The organism is Maribacter sp. HS (assembly GCF_048059195.1).
Lineage (GTDB): Bacteria > Bacteroidota > Bacteroidia > Flavobacteriales > Flavobacteriaceae > Maribacter > Maribacter dokdonensis.
In genome coordinates this window covers 346,458-366,669 of the sequence record NZ_JAYLVV010000003.1, presented here as the reverse complement: position 1 = coordinate 366,669, position 20,212 = coordinate 346,458, and the positions used below count along the sequence as shown (strand labels likewise).

19 protein-coding genes are annotated in these 20,212 nt (G+C 36.9%); 8 read left to right on the top strand and 11 right to left on the bottom strand.

Going from position 1 to position 20,212, the window contains the following annotated elements:
* Positions 1-19 precede the first annotated feature (19 nt).
* Complete coding sequence (locus tag VBZ51_RS06660; protein ID WP_416576436.1) at positions 20-631, top strand: thioredoxin family protein; 612 nt, start codon at positions 20-22, stop codon at positions 629-631.
* Here the strand turns inward: VBZ51_RS06660 and VBZ51_RS06655 are convergent.
* The 6 genes from VBZ51_RS06655 to VBZ51_RS06630 all read right to left on the bottom strand — a co-directional run bounded on the left by VBZ51_RS06655 (position 614) and on the right by VBZ51_RS06630 (position 5,968).
* Positions 614-1,342 carry a hypothetical protein gene (locus VBZ51_RS06655; RefSeq protein WP_215997063.1) on the bottom strand — a complete coding sequence of 243 codons (729 nt, stop codon included), beginning with the start codon at positions 1,340-1,342 and terminating at the stop codon, positions 614-616. The two genes, VBZ51_RS06660 and VBZ51_RS06655, sit on opposite strands and share 18 nt — an antisense overlap.
* A 64-nt stretch (positions 1,343-1,406) precedes the next feature.
* A complete protein-coding gene (gene truB, locus VBZ51_RS06650) occupies positions 1,407-2,120 on the bottom strand; it encodes a tRNA pseudouridine(55) synthase TruB (RefSeq protein ID WP_416576435.1) in 714 nt (237 codons plus the stop codon).
* 21 nt (positions 2,121-2,141) lie between these two features.
* The gene (locus VBZ51_RS06645; RefSeq protein ID WP_058104916.1) at positions 2,142-2,939 is read right to left on the bottom strand and encodes an undecaprenyl-diphosphate phosphatase; all 798 of its coding nucleotides are present in this window, start codon (positions 2,937-2,939) and stop codon (positions 2,142-2,144) included.
* Positions 2,940-3,203 (bottom strand): DUF3098 domain-containing protein, encoded by a 264-nt coding sequence (locus VBZ51_RS06640; protein ID WP_058104917.1) that lies wholly within the window; start codon positions 3,201-3,203, stop codon positions 2,940-2,942.
* A 9-nt stretch (positions 3,204-3,212) separates the two neighbouring features.
* Positions 3,213-4,091: a cell division protein FtsX gene (locus VBZ51_RS06635; protein ID WP_416576434.1), complete on the bottom strand. Its 879-nt coding sequence runs from the start codon at positions 4,089-4,091 to the stop codon at positions 3,213-3,215.
* Between the two features lie 62 nt (positions 4,092-4,153).
* Positions 4,154-5,968, bottom strand: coding sequence for a T9SS type B sorting domain-containing protein (locus VBZ51_RS06630; RefSeq protein ID WP_416576433.1), 1,815 nt, complete (start codon positions 5,966-5,968; stop codon positions 4,154-4,156).
* 201 nt (positions 5,969-6,169) lie between these two features.
* Here VBZ51_RS06630 and VBZ51_RS06625 point away from each other — a divergent pair, with 201 nt between their 5' ends.
* The 3 genes from VBZ51_RS06625 to VBZ51_RS06615 all read left to right on the top strand — a co-directional run bounded on the left by VBZ51_RS06625 (position 6,170) and on the right by VBZ51_RS06615 (position 11,377).
* A complete protein-coding gene (locus tag VBZ51_RS06625) occupies positions 6,170-9,187 on the top strand; it encodes a leucine--tRNA ligase (protein WP_416576432.1) in 3,018 nt (1,005 codons plus the stop codon).
* 258 nt (positions 9,188-9,445) lie between these two features.
* Complete coding sequence (ald, locus tag VBZ51_RS06620) at positions 9,446-10,546, top strand: alanine dehydrogenase (RefSeq protein WP_071340510.1); 1,101 nt, start codon at positions 9,446-9,448, stop codon at positions 10,544-10,546.
* Positions 10,547-10,681: 135 nt separating this feature from the next.
* Positions 10,682-11,377: a zinc metallopeptidase gene (locus VBZ51_RS06615; protein ID WP_058104922.1), complete on the top strand. Its 696-nt coding sequence runs from the start codon at positions 10,682-10,684 to the stop codon at positions 11,375-11,377.
* A 71-nt stretch (positions 11,378-11,448) separates the two neighbouring features.
* Here VBZ51_RS06615 and VBZ51_RS06610 read toward each other — a convergent pair whose 3' ends face one another.
* The 4 genes from VBZ51_RS06610 to VBZ51_RS06595 all read right to left on the bottom strand — a co-directional run bounded on the left by VBZ51_RS06610 (position 11,449) and on the right by VBZ51_RS06595 (position 14,416).
* Positions 11,449-11,955 (bottom strand): ferritin, encoded by a 507-nt coding sequence (locus VBZ51_RS06610; RefSeq protein ID WP_071340508.1) that lies wholly within the window; start codon positions 11,953-11,955, stop codon positions 11,449-11,451.
* A 110-nt stretch (positions 11,956-12,065) separates the two neighbouring features.
* Positions 12,066-12,380: a hypothetical protein gene (locus VBZ51_RS06605; RefSeq protein WP_071340507.1), complete on the bottom strand. Its 315-nt coding sequence runs from the start codon at positions 12,378-12,380 to the stop codon at positions 12,066-12,068.
* Positions 12,381-12,418: 38 nt separating this feature from the next.
* On the bottom strand, positions 12,419-12,889 hold the full coding sequence (locus VBZ51_RS06600; RefSeq protein ID WP_071340506.1) for an Lrp/AsnC ligand binding domain-containing protein: 471 nt from the start codon (positions 12,887-12,889) through the stop codon (positions 12,419-12,421).
* A 153-nt stretch (positions 12,890-13,042) separates the two neighbouring features.
* Complete coding sequence (locus VBZ51_RS06595) at positions 13,043-14,416, bottom strand: saccharopine dehydrogenase family protein (protein ID WP_416576431.1); 1,374 nt, start codon at positions 14,414-14,416, stop codon at positions 13,043-13,045.
* Positions 14,417-14,497: 81 nt separating this feature from the next.
* Here VBZ51_RS06595 and VBZ51_RS06590 point away from each other — a divergent pair, with 81 nt between their 5' ends.
* The 4 genes from VBZ51_RS06590 (at position 14,498) to pckA (ending at position 19,410) form a co-directional block, all read left to right on the top strand.
* Entirely contained in the window at positions 14,498-14,890 is a 393-nt protein-coding gene (locus VBZ51_RS06590; protein WP_071342521.1) for a DUF423 domain-containing protein, read from the top strand.
* A 62-nt stretch (positions 14,891-14,952) separates the two neighbouring features.
* On the top strand, positions 14,953-16,419 hold the full coding sequence (locus VBZ51_RS06585; RefSeq protein ID WP_416576430.1) for an SLC13 family permease: 1,467 nt from the start codon (positions 14,953-14,955) through the stop codon (positions 16,417-16,419).
* Positions 16,420-17,541, top strand: a complete 1,122-nt coding sequence (locus tag VBZ51_RS06580; RefSeq protein ID WP_416576429.1) for a glycerate kinase — start codon at positions 16,420-16,422, stop codon at positions 17,539-17,541. It begins immediately after the preceding gene.
* Between the two features lie 252 nt (positions 17,542-17,793).
* Positions 17,794-19,410 carry a phosphoenolpyruvate carboxykinase (ATP) gene (gene pckA, locus VBZ51_RS06575; RefSeq protein ID WP_071340502.1) on the top strand — a complete coding sequence of 539 codons (1,617 nt, stop codon included), beginning with the start codon at positions 17,794-17,796 and terminating at the stop codon, positions 19,408-19,410.
* 52 nt (positions 19,411-19,462) lie between these two features.
* On the opposite strand, the gene VBZ51_RS06570 is transcribed toward pckA, so the two are convergent.
* Positions 19,463-20,206 (bottom strand): uroporphyrinogen-III synthase, encoded by a 744-nt coding sequence (locus VBZ51_RS06570; protein WP_416576428.1) that lies wholly within the window; start codon positions 20,204-20,206, stop codon positions 19,463-19,465.
* Between the last annotated feature and the right edge of the window lie 6 nt (positions 20,207-20,212).

Here is a 20,212-nt window from a genome sequence, read left to right as displayed (position 1 = left end):
ATATTTTAAAGTAAGCATTATGGAGTTATTATTGGAAGATATTAAAGCAAAGGGATTAAAAAGCGGTTATAGTTATGTCGAGTATAGGGCATTGGTTTCTGACCTGGCTGAAAAAGGAGCGTCTACCGGTCCTGAGCAAACTGAAGCACTTTCGCAATATACCCAATTGAATAACAGCCGTATGCGTAGGTGGGATAAAACCTTAAAATTTACCGATGAGGTTGTTGACAAGATAAAGTCTGTGGATCAAAAAGTTTTATGGGTAGTATTATCAGAGAGCTGGTGTGGCGATGCTTCTCCTGCTCTGCCAGTTATGCATAAATTCACTGAAATCAATCCTAATATATCATTATCTATAATCTTAAGAGATGAGAACTTACATATTATGGATCAATTTTTGACCAATGGAGGTAGGTCAATACCAAAATTAATTTCCGTTGATGTTAAAGAAAACACGGTTGAGGCTACATGGGGTCCAAGATCTAAAAAGGCAACTAAACTAGTAGAAGATTATAAGTCGGAGTACGGTAAACTAACGCCTGAATTTAAACAGGATCTTCAAATTTTTTACAATAAGGATAAGGGGCAAAGTATAGTTCAAGATCTGCTGGAATTACTTCCCTTGAAATAAATAGGTAATGGTGCCTTTCTGGGAATCTTTTTCAGAACTGTTGAATCTTGCTTTCAAAGCATAATTAATGGCGTTTTCAACAAGACATCCGTTAGATGTTCCAGAACTTTTTGCATTGTAATCTGCTTCGGTTACATAGCCTAGTGCATTTACTTCTATATTGATAACAACTTTTCCACCTTCAATACAAGTGTATATTGGTGGGGGTAATTTATAATTATTTCTATCAACCAAAGAATAGGATACTGACGTTCTTCTGGCGGCAAGGTTATTGGTAAATTCTTTTTTCTGTGCTTCTTTTTCTCCTAAAAGCTGCTTTTTTTCTTCTCTCTTTTTAGCCAAGGCCTTTACCCTTTCAGAATAACCAGAATCGGAAATCATACTTTCAGTAGGGTCACCGTCACTCATTTCACTACGTTCTTCCATCAGTTCTTCTAAAGTCTGTAATGGTTCTGGATTACCGTAGCTAGGTTTTGCGGTTTCGTTAAAAGCTAAATGACTTTTTATTGGATCGGCCTTCATTTCTTCATCAACAGGATCTTCTTCTTTGAGAATTTCTTCCAATACCTCTGGGTCCATGATCATTTCAACCACATAGTCTTCGTGAGATTCCTCTTGACCACCGAACTGAATACCAAACAAAACCAGCACTACAATAGACAGGCTAAAGGTAGTAGCAAGTAATGATAATTGTTTTCTGTTCAGATTCATGAATATATAACCTTAATAATACCAAAATATTTTAGAAGATCGATAAATGGCATTTCAAAATCTGCTATTTATTTTCTTCTGGTGCCAATAATAAATCGGCGAAGTCCAAAGGGTCTTGGGCTTTATCTACGTTAAAATCACCTATTTTGGTTCTTCTAAGGGTCGTTAAATGTGCTCCGGAGTTTAATGCTTTTCCTAAATCGTGCGCCATAGATCTTATATATGTTCCTTTGCTGCATGCAATTCTAAAATGCACGTTCAAGTTGTCTATGTCGGTAATTTCAAATGCACTTACCTGTACCTTTCTTTTTGGAATATCTACAGTTTTACCTTCTCTTGCCAGTTCGTACAAACGTTTGCCATCTTTTTTCAATGCGGAAAAAACAGGCGGGGCTTGTTCTATTTCACCGATAAATTCATGGGTGGTAGCTTTTATAAGCTCTGGCGTTATATGATCGGTCAAAAAAGTCTCATTGATTTCGGTTTCCAAGTCATAAGAAGGTGTTGTACTGCCTAAAGTAATTATACCTGTGTATTCTTTTTCCTGACCTTGGAATTCGGTAATTTTTTTGGTGAACTTACCTGTGCAAATCACCAAAAGACCTGTTGCTAAAGGGTCTAACGTACCTGCGTGACCTATTTTAAATTTCTTTAAGCTGAACTTTTTTCTAATCGCCCATTTCAATTTATTGACCGCTTGAAAAGAGGACCATTCCAGTGGTTTATCGATCAATAATACTTGACCGTTTAAATAGTCTTCTTTGGTCAAATCTTTCATGAATTTTGGTGTTTTGATGTTTTACGGATTGGTAAACCCGTAAATAACGGCGATCAATCCTACAATAAGACAATATATGGCAAAATAGGAGAGCTTGCTTTTACGTACCAATTGGATCATCCAAGTACAAGCCGCAAGGCCGGCAACAAAGGCGGCAATGAATCCGGCACCCATTGCAACGTTGTTTTCCCCGTCAAAAGTTAAGTCCCCGCTCATAAGGTCTTTCGCGATCTTACCAAAGATTAATGGAACAACCATTAAGAAAGAGAATCTTGCGGCTTTAGATTTGTCTACGCCTAAAAGAACAGAGGTAGAAATAGTAGCTCCACTTCGTGAAATACCGGGTAGCATAGCTATGGCTTGAGAAATGCCAACTATAAAGGCATTTCCAAAACTTACTTTTTTATCGGTGTCTTTGGCTTTATCGGCAAAATATAAGAGTACAGCAGTAATGATCAACATAAAACCTACGAACCTTATATTGCCGCCAAAAAAAGCTTCTAATTGCTCTTCAAAAAACAGACCTACAAATACTGCAGGTAACATAGAGACAATTATTTTAGCAGAGAATTGGCTTTCTTCGTTCCATTTAAATTGAAACAAACCACTTATAATTTCCCAAATATCTTTTCTAAAGACTACAATGGTACTTAGTGCGGTAGCAAAATGAAGTACAACGGTGAACAATAAACTTTCTTCCTGTACAGAGTTATCTCCTAAAATAGCTTTACCCAATTCTAAATGACCACTTGATGAAACAGGTAAAAACTCGGTCAATCCTTGTATGATACCGAGTATAATAGCATCTAAAGTATCCAATTAATTTTTCTTTTTGTGTGGGTTCAACAAAATGGCATAAATTTCTATACCTAAGCCAATAAGCACTAAAGTAGGGGCAAGTCTTATTCTTCTAAAATTATAAATTTCAGGATTAAAAACGTTGGGGTCATCGCTGCCGCCACCGCTCATTAAAATAAATCCTACTGCAATACAGGCAAGTCCAATGAACATGAACATGTAATTCTTCTTTTGAAAAATAAATTCCTGTTTAGGTTGCTGTTCAATTTTGTTCTTTTTACTCATGCCGCAAATTTAATAATATAATTCGTCCGTTCTAAGATTTAAGAAGCGTTGGGTGGCGAAATAGGTGCTAATGAACGAAATAAGTATACCCAGTAGAAAAACGCCTATAAATAAGGTGACTAAAATATAAGGTTCTTCTAGTAACCCTAAGTCTTCAAAATTAGTATTTACATAGTATACGACACCGCCAATGGCCAACAATGCAATAGTAGCACCGATCATACCTAATTTAATATTTTGCCATATAAATGGTCTACGGATAAACGTTTTGGTAGCACCTACCATTTGCATGGTCTTTATGATGAATCTTTTTGAGTAAATAGAAAGGCGTATGGAGCTGTTGATCAGCAATACGGCAATAAAGGTGAAAATGGCGCTAGCTACTAAAATCCAGAAACCTATCTGTTCTACACTTTTTGCTACCATGCTAACCAGCACCCTATCATAACTGACTTCGTCAACAAAACTTTTTTCAGAAAGTGTTGCGGCAATCTCTTCAACTTTTTCTGCAGTAACAAAATTAGCGTTTAGCTTTACGTCTATCGAGTTTTTAAGAGGGTTGTAGCCTAAGTAGTCTACAAAATCTTCCCCAATTTCTTCACTATGTTGTTTTGCGGCTTCTTCTTTAGAAACATAGGTAGAAGACTTGGTGTATTCTGACATTGCCAAGGTTTTTTGGAGTTGCTCCACTTCAATTTCCTTGGTATTTTCTTTTAGAAATACAGAAATGGTAATCTGCTCTTTAGAGCGATCTGCCATTTTTTTGGTGTTTAAAACCAGTAGTCCTAAAATTCCCAATAGGAATAAGACCAATGCAATACTTAACACCACAGAAAAGTACGAGGAGATAAGTTTGCGTCTTTGATAATTTTCGAAAGAATTAGCCATAGTGCTTAAAAGTGCAGTAAAAATAGCAAAGTAAAGTGAAATGGTACTTAAAAAAATAAGCCTTAACGTTTTAAACTAAAGTGCCCCTTAAATTGAGCCGTGTCTGCTTCAATTAGATACCAATAGTCATCTTCTGGCATATCTTCTCCATTAAAGGTGCCATCCCAAGAGGTGGCGTTTGTGTTCCCAAATTTTATAAGCTTGCCATAACGATCATAAATATAAATGGTGATGTTGCTAAAAACCTCTAATCCGTCAGGTTCAAAAAAATCGTTGAACGCATCTCCATTAGGGGTAAAGAACTTTGGAATGACCAAGTGATAAAAATCTTGGGTTACTACGCCGCAATCTGTATTGTCCCGCACGTAAATAGTATAAAATCCACCTTCAACAGCATCAAAAATGGGGTTTTGTTGAAATGAAATTCCGTCTAGGGAATATTCAAAATTTCCATCGTTAATAGTAGTTATGCGTATTGATGCTCCGTCGGATATAATGTTGTCTATTCTGGGAAGATCTATTTGTTCCACATTAAAATTTCGAATGGTTGAGCAACCATTTGCATTGGTGATGACCACATTGTAATCGCCCGGTGTGATAACATCAATTTGTTGTGTGGTTTCACCCGTGTTCCATTGATAGGCGACATTTTCAACCTCGGCATCTAAAGTGGTAAAAGAATCTTCACATAAAAATGTGCTGATGTCATCTGGAGCTATTGGTAAGGGGTTTACGGTTAGCGTTACCGCTGTTCTTGTGGTAGATGCACATACTATTTCAGTTGAGTTTGCTTCGGCATAATACATGCCGGCGACACCAATTTCTAAATTTTGGCTATTGGATAAAATTAAATTTCCACCGGTAGGGGCGTCATACCAATTAACGGTGTAGTTATTTTGGGAGGCTACCGTTAATATTCCCAATTCTCCTTCACAGACCATAATGTCCCCATTACTTGTTGGAGCTGCTGGTATGGGCAAAACGGTAATATCAAAAACATCGGACACCACATTGCAAAGATCGTTATTGACATTGACTGCGTCTTCGGCAATTTTTGTCCTGAAATAGGTAGTTGTGGTTACTAATGGGGTATCTAAAATGGCACTATTCTCACCAGGAATATCTGCCCAGTTTTGTTGGTCCGTACTTTGCTGCCATTGATAGGCGTGTGTGCTAAAAACAGAAGAATCTGGTGTAGCCGTAAGTGTTCTTGAGACTCCGCCTTGGGTTTCACATACCACTAAACTTACTTCATTAGATGGTGTTGAGACCGTAACGTTGTCTCCGCATGATCGAAATAAAATGTCATCTATAGCTAAATCATTGCCACAACCGCCATTACTATTGTTTCTCATCTTTAAAATGACAGATGTTTGGCCTGGCTCGGTTTTAAATACCAAGGCATATTGGTTCCACTCGGTGGTGCCGGTATTGAAAATATTTCCTGTATCACCTTGAGCTAGAAGATTAGTGTCCGTTTCGTCCCAAATTTGAAAACGAACGTTAACGGGTATACTGTTGCCTTCGCAGCTATTTGCAGGTTGAAGGTTAATGAGCCAAGAAGAAAATTCATAGGTGGTATTCTCACATAATCCCGTAACCTGACGTTGATAGAACTCCCCGGCAGTAAAACTGGCATTGACGATAAATGCTTTTCCATTGGTGTCTCCAGGGGTATGATCTTGTAGGGAAAGCCAATCAAAGTAATTTGTGGTGCTAGAAATAGTATAATCCCCATCATTAGGGGTAAAGGCGGTAAAATTATATGTGGTTGTGCCAGCGGGCAAAGCTGGGCCGTTATTTGTCCCGGCACCAAAATCTTCTGTAAAAATAGGGTCGCCAGAATTGCCACCGCAAAATCCTAATTGGGCTTTCATTTCTATGGAAACCAAACAGAATATGAAAAGTAAAAAGACTAATTTTTTGGGACACATTAATTTCACGATTGTAAGATACCAAATTTAGTCAATAGGCAATAGTTCTATAGTTTGTAGAAGTAAAGCTGTTAATTAGCAATATCTTTTTAACTCTCAACGATTCAACCTATTTTTGCGACTTACAGAAAAGAAGTAACTATCATGCAATACAATTTCAACGAAATTGAGGCCAAATGGCAAAAATACTGGGCAGAAAACCAAACATTTAAAGCAGAGAATAATTCTGAAAAGGAAAAGTTTTATGTGCTGGATATGTTTCCTTATCCTTCTGGTGCGGGACTCCATGTTGGTCATCCGTTAGGGTATATTGCGAGTGATATTTATGCACGTTACAAAAGACATAAAGGTTTTAATGTATTGCATCCGCAAGGGTATGATTCTTTTGGGTTGCCTGCAGAGCAATATGCCATACAAACAGGTCAGCATCCTGCAATAACCACTGCAGCCAATATTAAAACATATAGAAGGCAATTAGATCAATTAGGTTTCTCTTTTGACTGGAGCAGGGAAGTAAGAACTTCTAGTCCTGAATATTATAAATGGACACAGTGGATATTCATTCAAATATTCAATTCTTGGTATAATACCGATACGGACAAGGCGGAAGATATAGATACTTTGATTTCCGTATTTGAGGCAGAAGGCAATGCCAATGTAAATGCGATTTGCGATGATGATATTGCTATTTTTTCTGCGGAGGACTGGACCAATTTTTCTGTTGTAGAAAAACAAGAAATTCTTTTAAAATATAGATTAACGTATTTGGCGGATACCGAGGTGAACTGGTGTCCGGCATTGGGAACGGTTTTGGCAAATGACGAAATAGTGAACGGAGTGTCAGAACGTGGTGGTCACCCGGTTGTTCGTAAAAAGATGACCCAGTGGAGCATGCGTATATCTGCCTATGCACAACGTTTGTTAGACGGACTGGATAAGATAGATTGGCCCCAGCCCTTAAAAGATTCGCAAACCAATTGGATAGGTCGTTCACAAGGTGCATCGGCTATTTTTAATGTGAAAGAACATGACGAAAAAATAGAGGTTTTTACCACAAGGCCCGATACCATTTTCGGAGTCTCTTTTATGACTTTGGCGCCAGAGCACGAATTGGTGGGTAAAATAACTACGGCAGAGCAAAAAACTGAGGTAGAGGCATATATTGAGGCAACGGCAAAACGTAGCGAGCGTGATCGAATGGCAGATGTAAAAACCATTTCCGGTGCATTTACAGGTGCCTATGCAGAGCACCCATTTTCAAAAGAGCCTATTCCTATTTGGATCGGTGATTACGTATTGGCGGGTTATGGAACAGGCGCGGTAATGTCCGTACCATGTGGTGATCAGCGCGATTATGATTTTGCAAAGCATTTTAATATTGATATTCCTAATGTATTCGAGGGTGTAGATATTTCTGAGGAAGCTTTTGCTGACAAGGAAAAAACGGTTATTGCAAATTCTGATTTCTTAAACGGATTGCCGTATAAGAAAGCCATGAAATTGGCAATCTATGAGTTAGAGAAAATAGGACATGGTGAAGGAAAAATAAATTATCGTTTGCGCGATGCTGTTTTTAGTCGTCAAAGATATTGGGGAGAACCTTTCCCTGTATATTATGTAGACGGAATGCCGCAAATGATCGCAAAAGAACATTTGCCAATTGAGTTGCCCGAAGTGGAAAAGTATTTGCCAACCGAAACTGGCGAACCACCATTAGGTAACGCTGAGGTATGGGCTTGGGATACCGTTGCTAATAAAGTTGTCAATAATAGCGAGATAAATAATACCACTGTATTTCCACTAGAACTGAATACTATGCCAGGTTGGGCAGGTAGTTCGCAGTATTTTAATAGGTATATGGATCCGCATAATAGCGAGGAGATATTTTCTAAAGATGCTATTAACTACTGGCAAGATGTAGATTTATATATAGGTGGAAGCGAGCACGCAACAGGTCACTTATTGTACTCTCGTTTTTGGCAAAAATTCATGTTCGATAAAGGTTTGGTACCTAAAGATGAGTTTGCTAAAAAACTGATCAACCAAGGAATGATTACGGGGACTAGTGCTTTTGCTTATAGGGTAGATATAACTCCTGGATTTGATTCAAATAATGACCGACTTTTTTCTGATGAGGAAATTATTAACACAAAAATATTTATATCTAAAAATCTGTATGATAATATTTTAGCAGATAATGATGTTTTGGCAGATTTTGAAATTGATCTTGAATCAGCCTTGGTTGGAATTTTTGGTCCGGGACTTGTTAAGCCAAATGTTGATAGAAATAGAATTTTACCGATACATGTTGATGTTTCACTTGTAAATAATTCCGACGAACTTGATTTAGAGGGATTTAAGAATTGGTTAAATGAATATAAGAACTCGATTTTCTTTTCAAACTCTGGTAGAGTGATATCTGAAAATAACAACGAGAAATTCACTGTAGGTCGTGAAGTCGAAAAAATGTCCAAATCCAAATACAACGTAGTAAATCCAGATGCTATTTGTGAAGAATATGGTGCAGACAGTTTGCGTTTGTATGAAATGTTCTTAGGTCCGTTAGAGCAATCTAAACCTTGGAACACGGCAGGTATCACCGGAGCACATGGTTTCTTAAAGAAACTGTGGAAATTGTACACGCCATTTTTAGATGAAACCGCAATCGCTGAGCGTAGCCGAAGTGAAGAAGAGCCTTCTAAAGAATCTTGGAAAACATTGCACAAGACCATTAAAAAGGTAGAAGAGGATATTGAAAACTTCAGTTTTAATACATCGGTATCTACTTTCATGATCTGTGTAAATGAACTTTCAGCTCAAAAATGTGTCAGCAGAAAAGTTTTGGAGCCATTGGCTATATTGGTATCGCCATATGCGCCACATATTGCGGAAGAATTGTGGAGCAAATTGGGTCATTCAGACTCTATTGCAACGGCACCTTTCCCAAAATTTGAAGAAAAGTATATCAAAGAAAGTGATAAAGAATATCCGATATCCTTTAACGGTAAAATGAAATTTACCATGCAGTTGTCTTTAGATTTAAATAAAGACGAAATAGAGGCGGCGGTTATGTCACATGAAAAAACCCAACAACAATTGGCAGGGCGTACTCCTAAAAAGGTGATTGTAGTACCTGGTAAAATTGTAAATATCGTTGGTTAATTCTTAGGTAGTATTACTAGAAAAGAGGCAATGGGAATTGCCTCTTTTTTTTTGCGTTAAATATTCATCAAGGTAATAGCTAATTTTTGATGTTTAATTGAATAATTCATCATAAAATGAAATATACCCCCTAAAAAATAGGGGTATGGTGGTTGTAAAATGATAATTATGACATGAGACCCCTGTGTTTTATCGAATTATTGTTTGATATATGACTAATTAGTATCAATTTTGCAGTGTAATATAAAATGATAAATCATGATTGTTGGTATTCCAAAAGAAATTAAGAACAATGAAAGCAGGGTAGGTATGACGCCGGCCGGTGTTTTCGAATTGGTAAAGAACAACCATAAAGTATATGTACAGTCAGAGGCTGGTGAAGGCAGTGGTTTTTTCAATCAAGATTATCAACAAGCTGGTGCAATTATTCTTGATACGATCGGGCAGGTATATGCCATGAGCGAAATGATCGTAAAGGTAAAAGAGCCTATAGAAGAAGAGTACGATCTAATTCAAGCAGGGCAAATACTATTTACATATTTTCATTTTGCATCTAGTGAGGCTTTGACAAAGGCAATGATCAAACAAAAAGCCATTTGTATAGCGTATGAAACCGTTGAAGATGAAGAAGGGACTTTGCCACTTTTAACGCCCATGTCAGAGGTTGCAGGTAGAATGGCCATACAACAAGGTGCAAAATATTTGGAGAAACCCGTAAAAGGACGTGGGGTACTTTTGGGAGGTGTTCCAGGTGTTGCTCCAGGTAAGGTTTTGGTGTTGGGTGCAGGTGTAGTGGGTATACAAGCTGCAAAAATGGCAGCAGGCCTAGGTGCGCATGTTACTATTTTGGATATTAACATGAAGCGTTTACGTTATGTAAATGATGTAATGCCGCCACATGTGGTAACAGAATTTTCAAACGAGTTTAATATTAGAAAATTAATTAAAACGCACGACTTAATTATAGGAGGTGTTTTATTGAAAGGTGCTAAAGCTCCTAATTTGATTACTAGAGACATGTTGAAAGAAATGAGACCCGGAACCGTAATCGTGGATGTTGCCGTAGATCAAGGCGGATGCGTTGAAACTACCAGACCTACCACCCATGAAGATCCTATTTATATCATTGATGATGTGGTACATTATTCTGTAGCTAATATGCCGGGTGCGGTACCTTATACGTCTACCATGGCATTGACCAACGTAACTTTGCCTTACGCGTTAAAGTTGGCTAATTTAGGTTGGGAAGCAGCCTGTGAAAAAGATGCATCTTTACATAAGGGATTAAATATTGTAGAAGGCAAAGTGGTATATCAAGAGATAATGGAAGCTTTTGGTTGGGAAGAGATTGTAGCCTAATCTGTACAAATTGTCAGTAAAATATGCCTCGTCATATCCGAAAGGAATTTGGCGGGGTTTTTGCTTTTATACATGTAGATTCATATTTAAGTATGAATCTTTAGTATATTTAATCGATTTAAAATTAGAAAAGTTATGATGGGATATTATATATTGATCGGGGCTATAGCTTTGGTCAGCTGGTTAGTTAGTAATAAATTAAAGAGTAAGTTCAAGCATTATTCTAAGGTGCATTTGCAAAATGGAATGAGTGGTGCCGAGATTGCTGAAAAGATGTTGGCGGATCATGGCATACGCGATGTAAAAGTGGTATCTACTGCTGGTATGCTTACCGATCACTACAACCCAAAAAATAAAACGGTCAACTTAAGCGAAGGTGTGTATAATCAAAGAAATGCAGCTGCAGCTGCGGTAGCCGCTCACGAAGTAGGGCATGCCGTACAGCATGCACAAGCCTATGAGTGGTTGGGTATGCGATCTAAATTGGTACCTATTGTTAGTGTAACCTCTGGGATGTCTATGTGGGTTGTATTTGGTGGTTTGGCATTGGGTGCCGCAGCCGGTGTTGGTTTTGGTTATTGGGTGGCTGTTGCCGGTCTAATAATGATGGGTATGGCAACACTGTTCAGTTTTGTAACCTTGCCTGTTGAATATGATGCAAGTAATAGGGCATTGGCATGGCTTAAGAATAAGAATGTTGTTACTCCACAAGAGTATGCAGGCTCAGAGGATGCTCTAAAATGGGCGGCACGTACATATTTAGTTGCTGCTATTGGGTCATTGGCAACTTTGGTCTACTGGGGACTTCAAGTATTTGGAGGAAGAGACTAAACGTAAAGTATTGGTATAAAAAAAGGGAGCTTACTTTTGTAAGCTCCCTTTTTTCATGTTCGATAAGTTATTTATTTAATACGCTCATCAATTAATTTAAGGGCAATTCCTTCTCTACCGATTACTTCAAATAGGTCTAGAATATCTCTCATAGATTTTTCTTCTTCTAATTGTTCTTTTACAAACCACTGTAAGAAATTTTCAACAGCAAAATCTTCGGTCTTTTTCGCCAAAGAAATGATTTTGTTGATCGAATTGGTTACGGCAATTTCTTGCTCTAATGCAGTTTCAAAAATTTCCTCTAATGAAGAGAAGTCATGATTTATATTCGATATTTCCGGTGAAATTGCATTGCCACCACAATCGTTGATGAATTTGAAAATTTTCATCATGTGTTCACGTTCTTCATTTGCTTGTCGGTAGAAAAATTCTGCACTACCGTTATATGAATGCTGATCACACCATGATGCCATTGCTAAATAAGATGAAGAAGCCTTGCCTTCCATCTGTATTTGGTCATTAAGGGCATCTAAAGATGTTACCTTAATACTCATGTTTAATCTCGCTATATCTTTCATTTCTCTTAAAATTTAGTATAAAAGTAACGACTATAATATGAATTATAGTATTTGGGTCTTAATTTGAATTTGATTTAAGACCAATTATAAATAAGAAAACTGGGTAAACTTTAAGATGTGGTTACTATGTGGTCTATATCAAGCGATATAAAACTATAGTCTACCAACGTTTTTAAGTCTAAAAGCTCAATGGTATTTAATATGAATAAGTGCTCTTTGTTGCAAAGCATTAATACTTCAAAACCATGTTTGTTAAGGTCAGAATCAAAATGATTTTCTATTGAAATATTTTGCACTTTGTTGCGTAGGGCAAGCAACTGGCAAAAAGATAATTTAATGGTCTTTTGGTTCATGTCAAGGTAATGACATTTCTCTTTATCGGATTGATAAAGCGTATAAAATTTAGATTGAAAAACCACTTTCATAGGGCAAATCTAAAGCTTATTTAGATTAAATCAAAATATTAAATAGTGATTTGCCTGTCGATCTGTTGTGCCAATGAAATAAAGGTTTCTGTTCTTGAAACTCCCTCTATTGCTTGAATTTCCTTGTTTAACACTTGCATTAAATGTTCGTTGTCACGACAAAGTACTTTAATAAGAATAGACCAGTTTCCGGTAGTATAATGGCACTCTAACACTTCGGGTATTTTTTCAAGTTGTTTTACTGCCATTGGGTTGCTCATAGCTTTATCTAAATAAATGCCAATATACGCCATGGTAGTATAACCCAATGATTTGGGATTGACAATAAATTTAGAACCGGATAAAAGTCCAGATGCTTCTAGTTTTCTTAGTCGCTGATGTATTGCCGCCCCAGATATGCCAATACTTCTAGCAATTTCTAGTACTGGTTTACGAGCGTCTTCCATTAGAAATCGTAAGATCTTTTTGTCAATTCCGTCAATTTTAGCCAAAGAAGTAGGTGTTTTCATATATCGTTAAATCAATAACCCCAATCCATAGATTGGAGGTGAGCTTATGAATATGTTTATTATTTCAAGGAAAGCCTTAAAGAAATTGCATCCTCAATAAGGAATCAAAACATAAATGTACTTATTTGGTTTCAAAATGATAGTTAAAATACCTTATGTAATTACAGAATTGGGGTTGTACCCTAAATAAGGTACCTCATATTCCTTGAAATTTACACCATAAGTTTCCAGTTCCATCAATATAGGTTCATAAACCTCTTTAGAAATGGGTATTTGAACTCCCGGTGTTGTTATTTCGCCATTAAGTATTTTTAATGCTGCCATGGCTACGGGTAAACCAACTGTTTTTGCCATTGCGGTAAAGGTTTGGTTCTCACCTGTTACCACCAATTTAGAATCAATTTGTTTTTTTTCTCCATCTAATTCATAACCAAATTTATGGTACATAACGATCATATCTTTTTCTTCGGCTTTAAGTGTCCAGCTATCTTCAAGAATTTTTTGAAGTGCTTGAGCTGGGGTGGCGTTTGGTATACCTAGTACTTTAGTTTGATCAAATATGTTGAGTTCAAGTAATTTATCCCATCTAATATCATCTTGGTCAAGTTTTAAGTAATGTCTTAGTTTAAGTTCAACGGAATCTGTAGGAGAATAAGGAAGAAATAGGTTTATGAATTCCCTGTAACTCATGTTTTCCGAGTTCTCAATGGAGTAAGTGTCATCTGTAACCCCTAATTGTATAAACATGTTCCATGCTTTGGAAAACCCTACACGGCGCATGGTACCTCTATATATGGTTAGGGCGTCTTGTAATTGGTAAGCTTCTCTATAGTTCAGTGAATCACGGTTGGCGTAACCTTCAAATCTTCCGTAACCTTCAATTTCAAAAAATTCTGTTCTTCTAAAAAGTCTGTGGTAGGGTATGTATTTATAGGTGCCTTCCTGTATAAACTTAGCCGTGCCACCTTGTCCTGCGAGCACTACATTTCTTGGGTTCCAAGTAAATTTATAGTTCCATAGGTTGTTATCATGTTCAGGGGCAACAAGACCGCCACAAAAAGATTCAAACAGTATAATTTTGCCTCCTTTTTCACGAATACGGTCTATAACTTGCATGGCACTCATATGGTCAACCCCTGGATCTAAACCTATTTCGTTCATAAAAACCAATCCGTTTTCCTTTACCTTATCATTTAAGGCCAATAATTGAGGGCTAACGTAAGATGCTGTGACCAAATGCTTCTTCAGTTGAACACAATCTTCTGCAACCTTAATGTGAAAATGGGCAGGTAGCATAGAAATAACCAAGTCAGAAGCTGCAATAGAATCCTTTCGCTCCGTGTCATTAAAAATATCTAAACCAATAACGGTACAATGGCTATGATTGGCAATAGATGTTGGTATGGCAGCGGGATTTATATCGCCAATAGTAATATGTAGATTTTCTATGGTTGCTTTGCCTAATAGGTAGTCTAATAAATAGGAGGTAGATTTACCTGCGCCTATAACAAGAATTTTTCGCATCATACGATTTCAGTATTTTTGATTGGTAAGGATTTACTAAGGTATCAAATTGTTACATTTATAAAAAAAGTTATAGTTAAAGTTATGAAAAAAACAATTTTAACAACTGCATGCGTATTTGGAATGCTGGCGGTGGTGTTTGGAGCTTTTGGTGCACATGGGTTGAAGAAATTGGTAGATACCCAAGCAGTGACGACGTTTGAAACCGGGGTAAGGTATCAAATGTATCATGCTTTTTTCTTATTTGCGCTTGGTCTGTTGCCAAAAGAATTTCTAAAGTCAGAAAAAACAATTTATATATGCACGGTTATAGGAGTGCTATTGTTTTCATTCTCCATATACCTGTTGTCTTTGAATTCGCTATTTAGTATTGACCTCAAGGTAATTGGACCACTAACACCGATCGGAGGACTTTTCTTGATAGCGGCATGGTTGATCTTGGGTTATAATATATTAAGGTCTAAAATTGTGAAATAGCCGGCTAAATAGCTCTAGTTAGTTCTTAAATAACGTATTTTCAACCCGTTAATGGTGCTTTTATGAGTAAAACTAAATTATTGGGTCTGGTTTTGGGTCCTATTTCCTTTATACTTATTCTGTTCTTTTTTCGTCCCGAAGGTTTGTCCGTACAGGCAAATGCCGTATTGGCATCTACCATTTGGATAGCTATTTGGTGGATAACCGAAGCAATTCCTATTGCAGTAACTGCATTGCTGCCCTTGGTGTTGTTTCCGTTATCAGGTGGTTTGGATCTATCGTCAACATCTGGCGCGTTTGGTCATAAGTATGTCTTTTTATATATGGGGGGCTTTATAATCGCCATTGCAATAGAAAAATGGAATCTACATAGAAGAATAGCGCTGAATATTATCAATTTAATAGGTTCTGATATTAGAAAGATAATTTTAGGTTTTATGATGGCAACTGCATTTTTGTCCATGTGGATCTCCAATACGGCTACGGCAGTGATGATGTTGCCCATTGGCTTGGCTATAATTAAACAATTACAGGATAACCCAGATACCGTAGAAGATGAAAACCAGACCTTTGGTAAGGCATTGATGCTGGCAATAGCCTACAGTGCATCTATTGGTGGTGTTGCAACCTTAATAGGTACTCCGCCCAATTTAGTGTTGGCAGGGGTGATATTGGATACCTATGGTTATGAAATAACGTTTATGCAATGGTTTGCTTTTGGTTTGCCTATTTCCATTATCCTAATTTTTATCTGTTGGAAATACTTGACCAAATATGCCTTTAGCTTTAAACAAAAGTCTTTTCCTGGCGGGAAACAAGAAATACAACGCTTATTGTCAAGTCTTGGCAGAATAACTTATGAAGAAAAGGTGGTTGCCTTGGTATTTGCCTTGACCGCATTCTGTTGGATTACACGGTCAGTTTTATTACAAAAACTGCTACCTGGGCTTGATGATACCATAATAGCCATATTTTTTGCTATTGTGTTGTTTTTACTTCCTTCAAAGAAAAAAGGTGAGCAATTGATCAACTGGGAAGAGGCGGTAAAAATGCCTTGGGGAATTATTCTACTTTTTGGGGGCGGTATGGCCTTGGCCAAAGGTTTTGAATCTAGTGGACTGGCCGAGTGGATAGGTAGTCAAATGACAACTTTATCGGGTCTACCAATTCTTATACTCATATTGGTATTGATAGCTTCGGTCAATTTTTTAACCGAGATAACCTCTAACTTGGCTACGACCGCAATGTTACTGCCGGTATTGGCACCAATGGCATTGACCATAGATGTACACCCTTTTGTGTTAATGGTAGGGGCGGCGGTTGCGGCATCATGTGCTTTTATGTTGCCGGTTGCCACACCACCCAATGCTGTAGTCTTTGGTTCTGGTTACCTACGAATTCCGGATATGGTAGGTAAGGGTTTATTTATGAATATAATTTCTATTTTTATATTGACCTTTTTTGTATATTTTATTCTCCCAGAATTATGGGATATCTCAATAAATAGTTTCCCCCAGAAATTTAAATAAATGAAACTATTACTAATTCCAGATAAATTTGAAGGCTCTCTAACGAGTGAAGCTTTTGCAGATGCATTTGTTTCCGGTATGAAAAAATTAGGGAAGCCTTTTAGTACCCAATATATTAAGGCAACCGATGGTGGAGAAGGGTTTTTAAATACCGTAGCAAATTATAGGCCATGTATTTCTGTTGATGTAATCAGTGAAAACCCAAAAGGTGAGCCTATACGATCGTACTACCTATATAATAAGCAGAGTAATTCCGCATATATAGAATTGGCAAATACTTCTGGTCTGCAATTGTTGTCCTATGATGAGCGAAACCCAATGCTTACTAGTACTTATGGAACAGGATTACAAATAAAAGATGCTATAGAGAAAGGTATTAAACATATTTATATAGGTCTTGGCGCAAGTGCTACCAATGATGGTGGAATTGGTATAGCCAGTGCTCTTGGATATGATTTTTTAGATGATAAGGGAGAAGTGCTAATGCCTTTGGGGTCAAGTTTGCAATTAATTAAATCCATAGATGAATCTAGAGTTATAGCACAATTGAAAGATGTAGACATTTTTATGGTACATGATGTTGCTAATCCATTATTTGGTAAAGACGGTGCAGCTTTTGTTTATGCAAAATATAAAGGAGCAAGCGAAAATTCTATAATGGAATTGAATAAGGGTTTAATAAGGCTGAACAAAGTAGTTTCAGAAAAATATAAAGTATTTTATAATGATTTGCCGGGTGCAGGGGCTGCGGGTGGAGCAGCTTTTGGGTTGAAAACGTTTTTAAGTGCCAAAGGTTTGGGAGCCATGGACTTTAGTGTTGAATTATCTGGATTAAAACAACTTTTGAATCAAGAAAAATTTGATTATATCATAACTGGCGAAGGTAAAATAGATGAGCAAAACCTGAACAGTAAATTATTACAAGGAGTAATTAAACTTGGTAAAAATTATAAAATTCCGGTAATCACAATTTGTGGAGCACTACAAATATCAAAAGATGCTTTAAAGAGTAAAGGTGTTTTTGATGTATTGGAAATACAAGATACCAGTAAGGATCTTGATTATAATATGAAGAATGCCGCCCAACTTTTATCCGCTAAAACTGCAGAATATTTCATCTAAAAATTAGTAAAAAAAAGTCGTTTTTTTATTTATTTCTTAAAATTTTAAGGTGTAAATAACAATAATGCAATTATAATACGTTATTGCTTTATAATGTGTATTGAAAAATATAAAGTGCCTGCGAATAATTTTCCTTTTTACTCAATCTTTAATTGAATTCGTATTTCTTCGTGAAAAGGTGCTAATTGGACTCTGAAAATCAGAGGTTCAGCTTTTATTTTTTTAGTTTTACACGAACAAATTTTCTAAAGCATGAAAAGCTCAATGACAAATGCGAATACCATATCCCTGAAAAATTATGGGATTACACACGCCAATTTTCATTATCAAGAAACCCCTGAACAGCTTCAAAAAGCAACTCTGGAAATGGACATGGGAGTTGAAACCAGTAACGGAACACTTGCGGTCAAAACCGGTGAATTTACAGGTAGATCTCCTTTGGATAGATTTATAGTTAAAGATGATATCACAAAAGATAAGGTCTGGTGGGGTAATATCAACATTGCATTTGAAAAAGAAAAATTTGATGCACTATATACTAAGGTAATAGACTATTTAAACGAAAAAGAACTTTTTGTTAGAGATAGTTATGCTTGTGCAGATGAAGATTATAAACTGAATATAAGGGTCATTAATGAGTATCCTTGGTCTAATATGTTTGCGTATAATATGTTTTTACGACCAACCGAGACCGAATTGGAAGATTTTACTCCGGAATGGACGGTAATCAATGCACCTGGCTTTATGGCAGATCCTGCTGTTGATGGTACAAGACAACATAACTTTGCTATTTTAAATTTCACCGATAAAATTGCTTTGATCGGTGGTACGGGTTATACGGGTGAGATTAAAAAAGGAATTTTCTCTGCATTGAACTTTATTTTACCGGTATATAAAGAAACATTGCCAATGCATTGCTCGTCAAATGTTGGTGAGGATGGTGATACAGCAATCTTTTTTGGACTATCAGGTACGGGTAAGACAACCTTGTCAACTGATCCCAATAGAAAACTAATAGGTGATGATGAACATGGTTGGACCAGTAGAAATACCGTTTTTAATTTTGAAGGCGGTTGTTATGCCAAGGTCATTAACTTGTCTGAAGAGCAAGAGCCAGAAATTTATGGTGCCATTAAGCCAGGGGCAATTCTGGAAAATGTGGTTTTAGATGATAAGGGTAATGTTGATTTTTCAGATACTTCAATTACTCAAAATACAAGGGTGAGTTATCCAATTCATCATATTGATAATATTCAGCAGCCATCAATTGGTAAGAATGTGAAGAATATTTTCTTTTTGACTGCTGATGCTTTTGGTGTGCTACCTCCAATATCTAAATTAACTCCTAGTCAAGCTGCATACCACTTTATTTCTGGTTATACGGCAAAGGTGGCAGGTACAGAAGCTGGTGTTGTAGAGCCGGTACCATCATTTTCTGCATGTTTTGGAGCTCCGTTTATGCCTTTGCACCCAACTAAGTATGCAGAAATGCTAAGTAAGAAAATGAAAGAGTCTGGTGTAGATGTATGGCTTGTAAATACGGGTTGGACAGGTGGTCCTTATGGAGTGGGAACTCGAATGAAATTAAAGTATACAAGAGCAATGATCTCAGCTGCCTTAAGTGGAGAGTTAGGTCTTTATTCTTATGATAAATACCATATACATTCAGTATTCGGTGTTGCGCAGCCAAGGGAGTGTCCTGGGGTACCAACATCGGTTTTGAGTCCTAGAGCTACTTGGAACGATGATGAAAAATATTACACCACTGCGTTTAAGTTGACAAATGCTTTTAGGGAAAACTTTAAAAAGTTTGAAAGTTATGCCAGTGAAGAAATAAGAAGGGGCGGACCACAACGGTACGCGTTTTAGGAGATAAAAAAAAGCCTTGCAATGCAAGGCTTTTTTTTATGTATGTAGTTCGTTATTTGTTAACGCTCATAATATATTTCTGTAACGCCATAGTCATAGATGGTGTTTCTGGCGTTGGGGCTTTAATATCTATTCTTAACCCTGCGTCTGTTGCAGCATCTACTGTAGAATTTCCAAATACGGCTATTCTAGTATTTTTCTGGTCAAAATCTGGAAAGTTCTGTAGTAAAGATTCAATACCGGACGGACTAAAGAAAACTAAAATGTCATAATAAACATTTCTTAAATCGGACAAGTCGCTTATAACGGTTTTGTAAAAAATTGCTCTTTTCCAATTGATGCCTAAAGATTCTAATGTTTCGGGCACATCTGGCTTTAATACATCAGAAGAAGGAAGTAAGAATTTTTCATCTTTGTACTTCTTGATCAATGGTACCAAATCGGTAAATAATCTTTTTCCAACGTATATTTTACGTTTTCTATAGACCACGTATTTTTGAAGGTAATAGGCAACCGCTTCAGATTGGCAGAAGTATTTCATTGAATCTGGCACTTTAAAGCGCATTTCATCCGCAATTCTAAAGAAATGATCTACTGCATTTCTACTGGTTAAGATAATCGCAGTAAAATCGTTCAGATCTATCTTTTGCTGGCGAACTGTTTTTGCGTCAACTCCTTCTACATGAATGAACGGTCTAAAATCAACCTTTACTTTCTCTTTGTCGATAAGCTTGGAATAGGGGGAGTTTTCCATTTTTGGCTCAGGTTGAGAGACCAAAATCGTTTTTACTTTCATATGCTG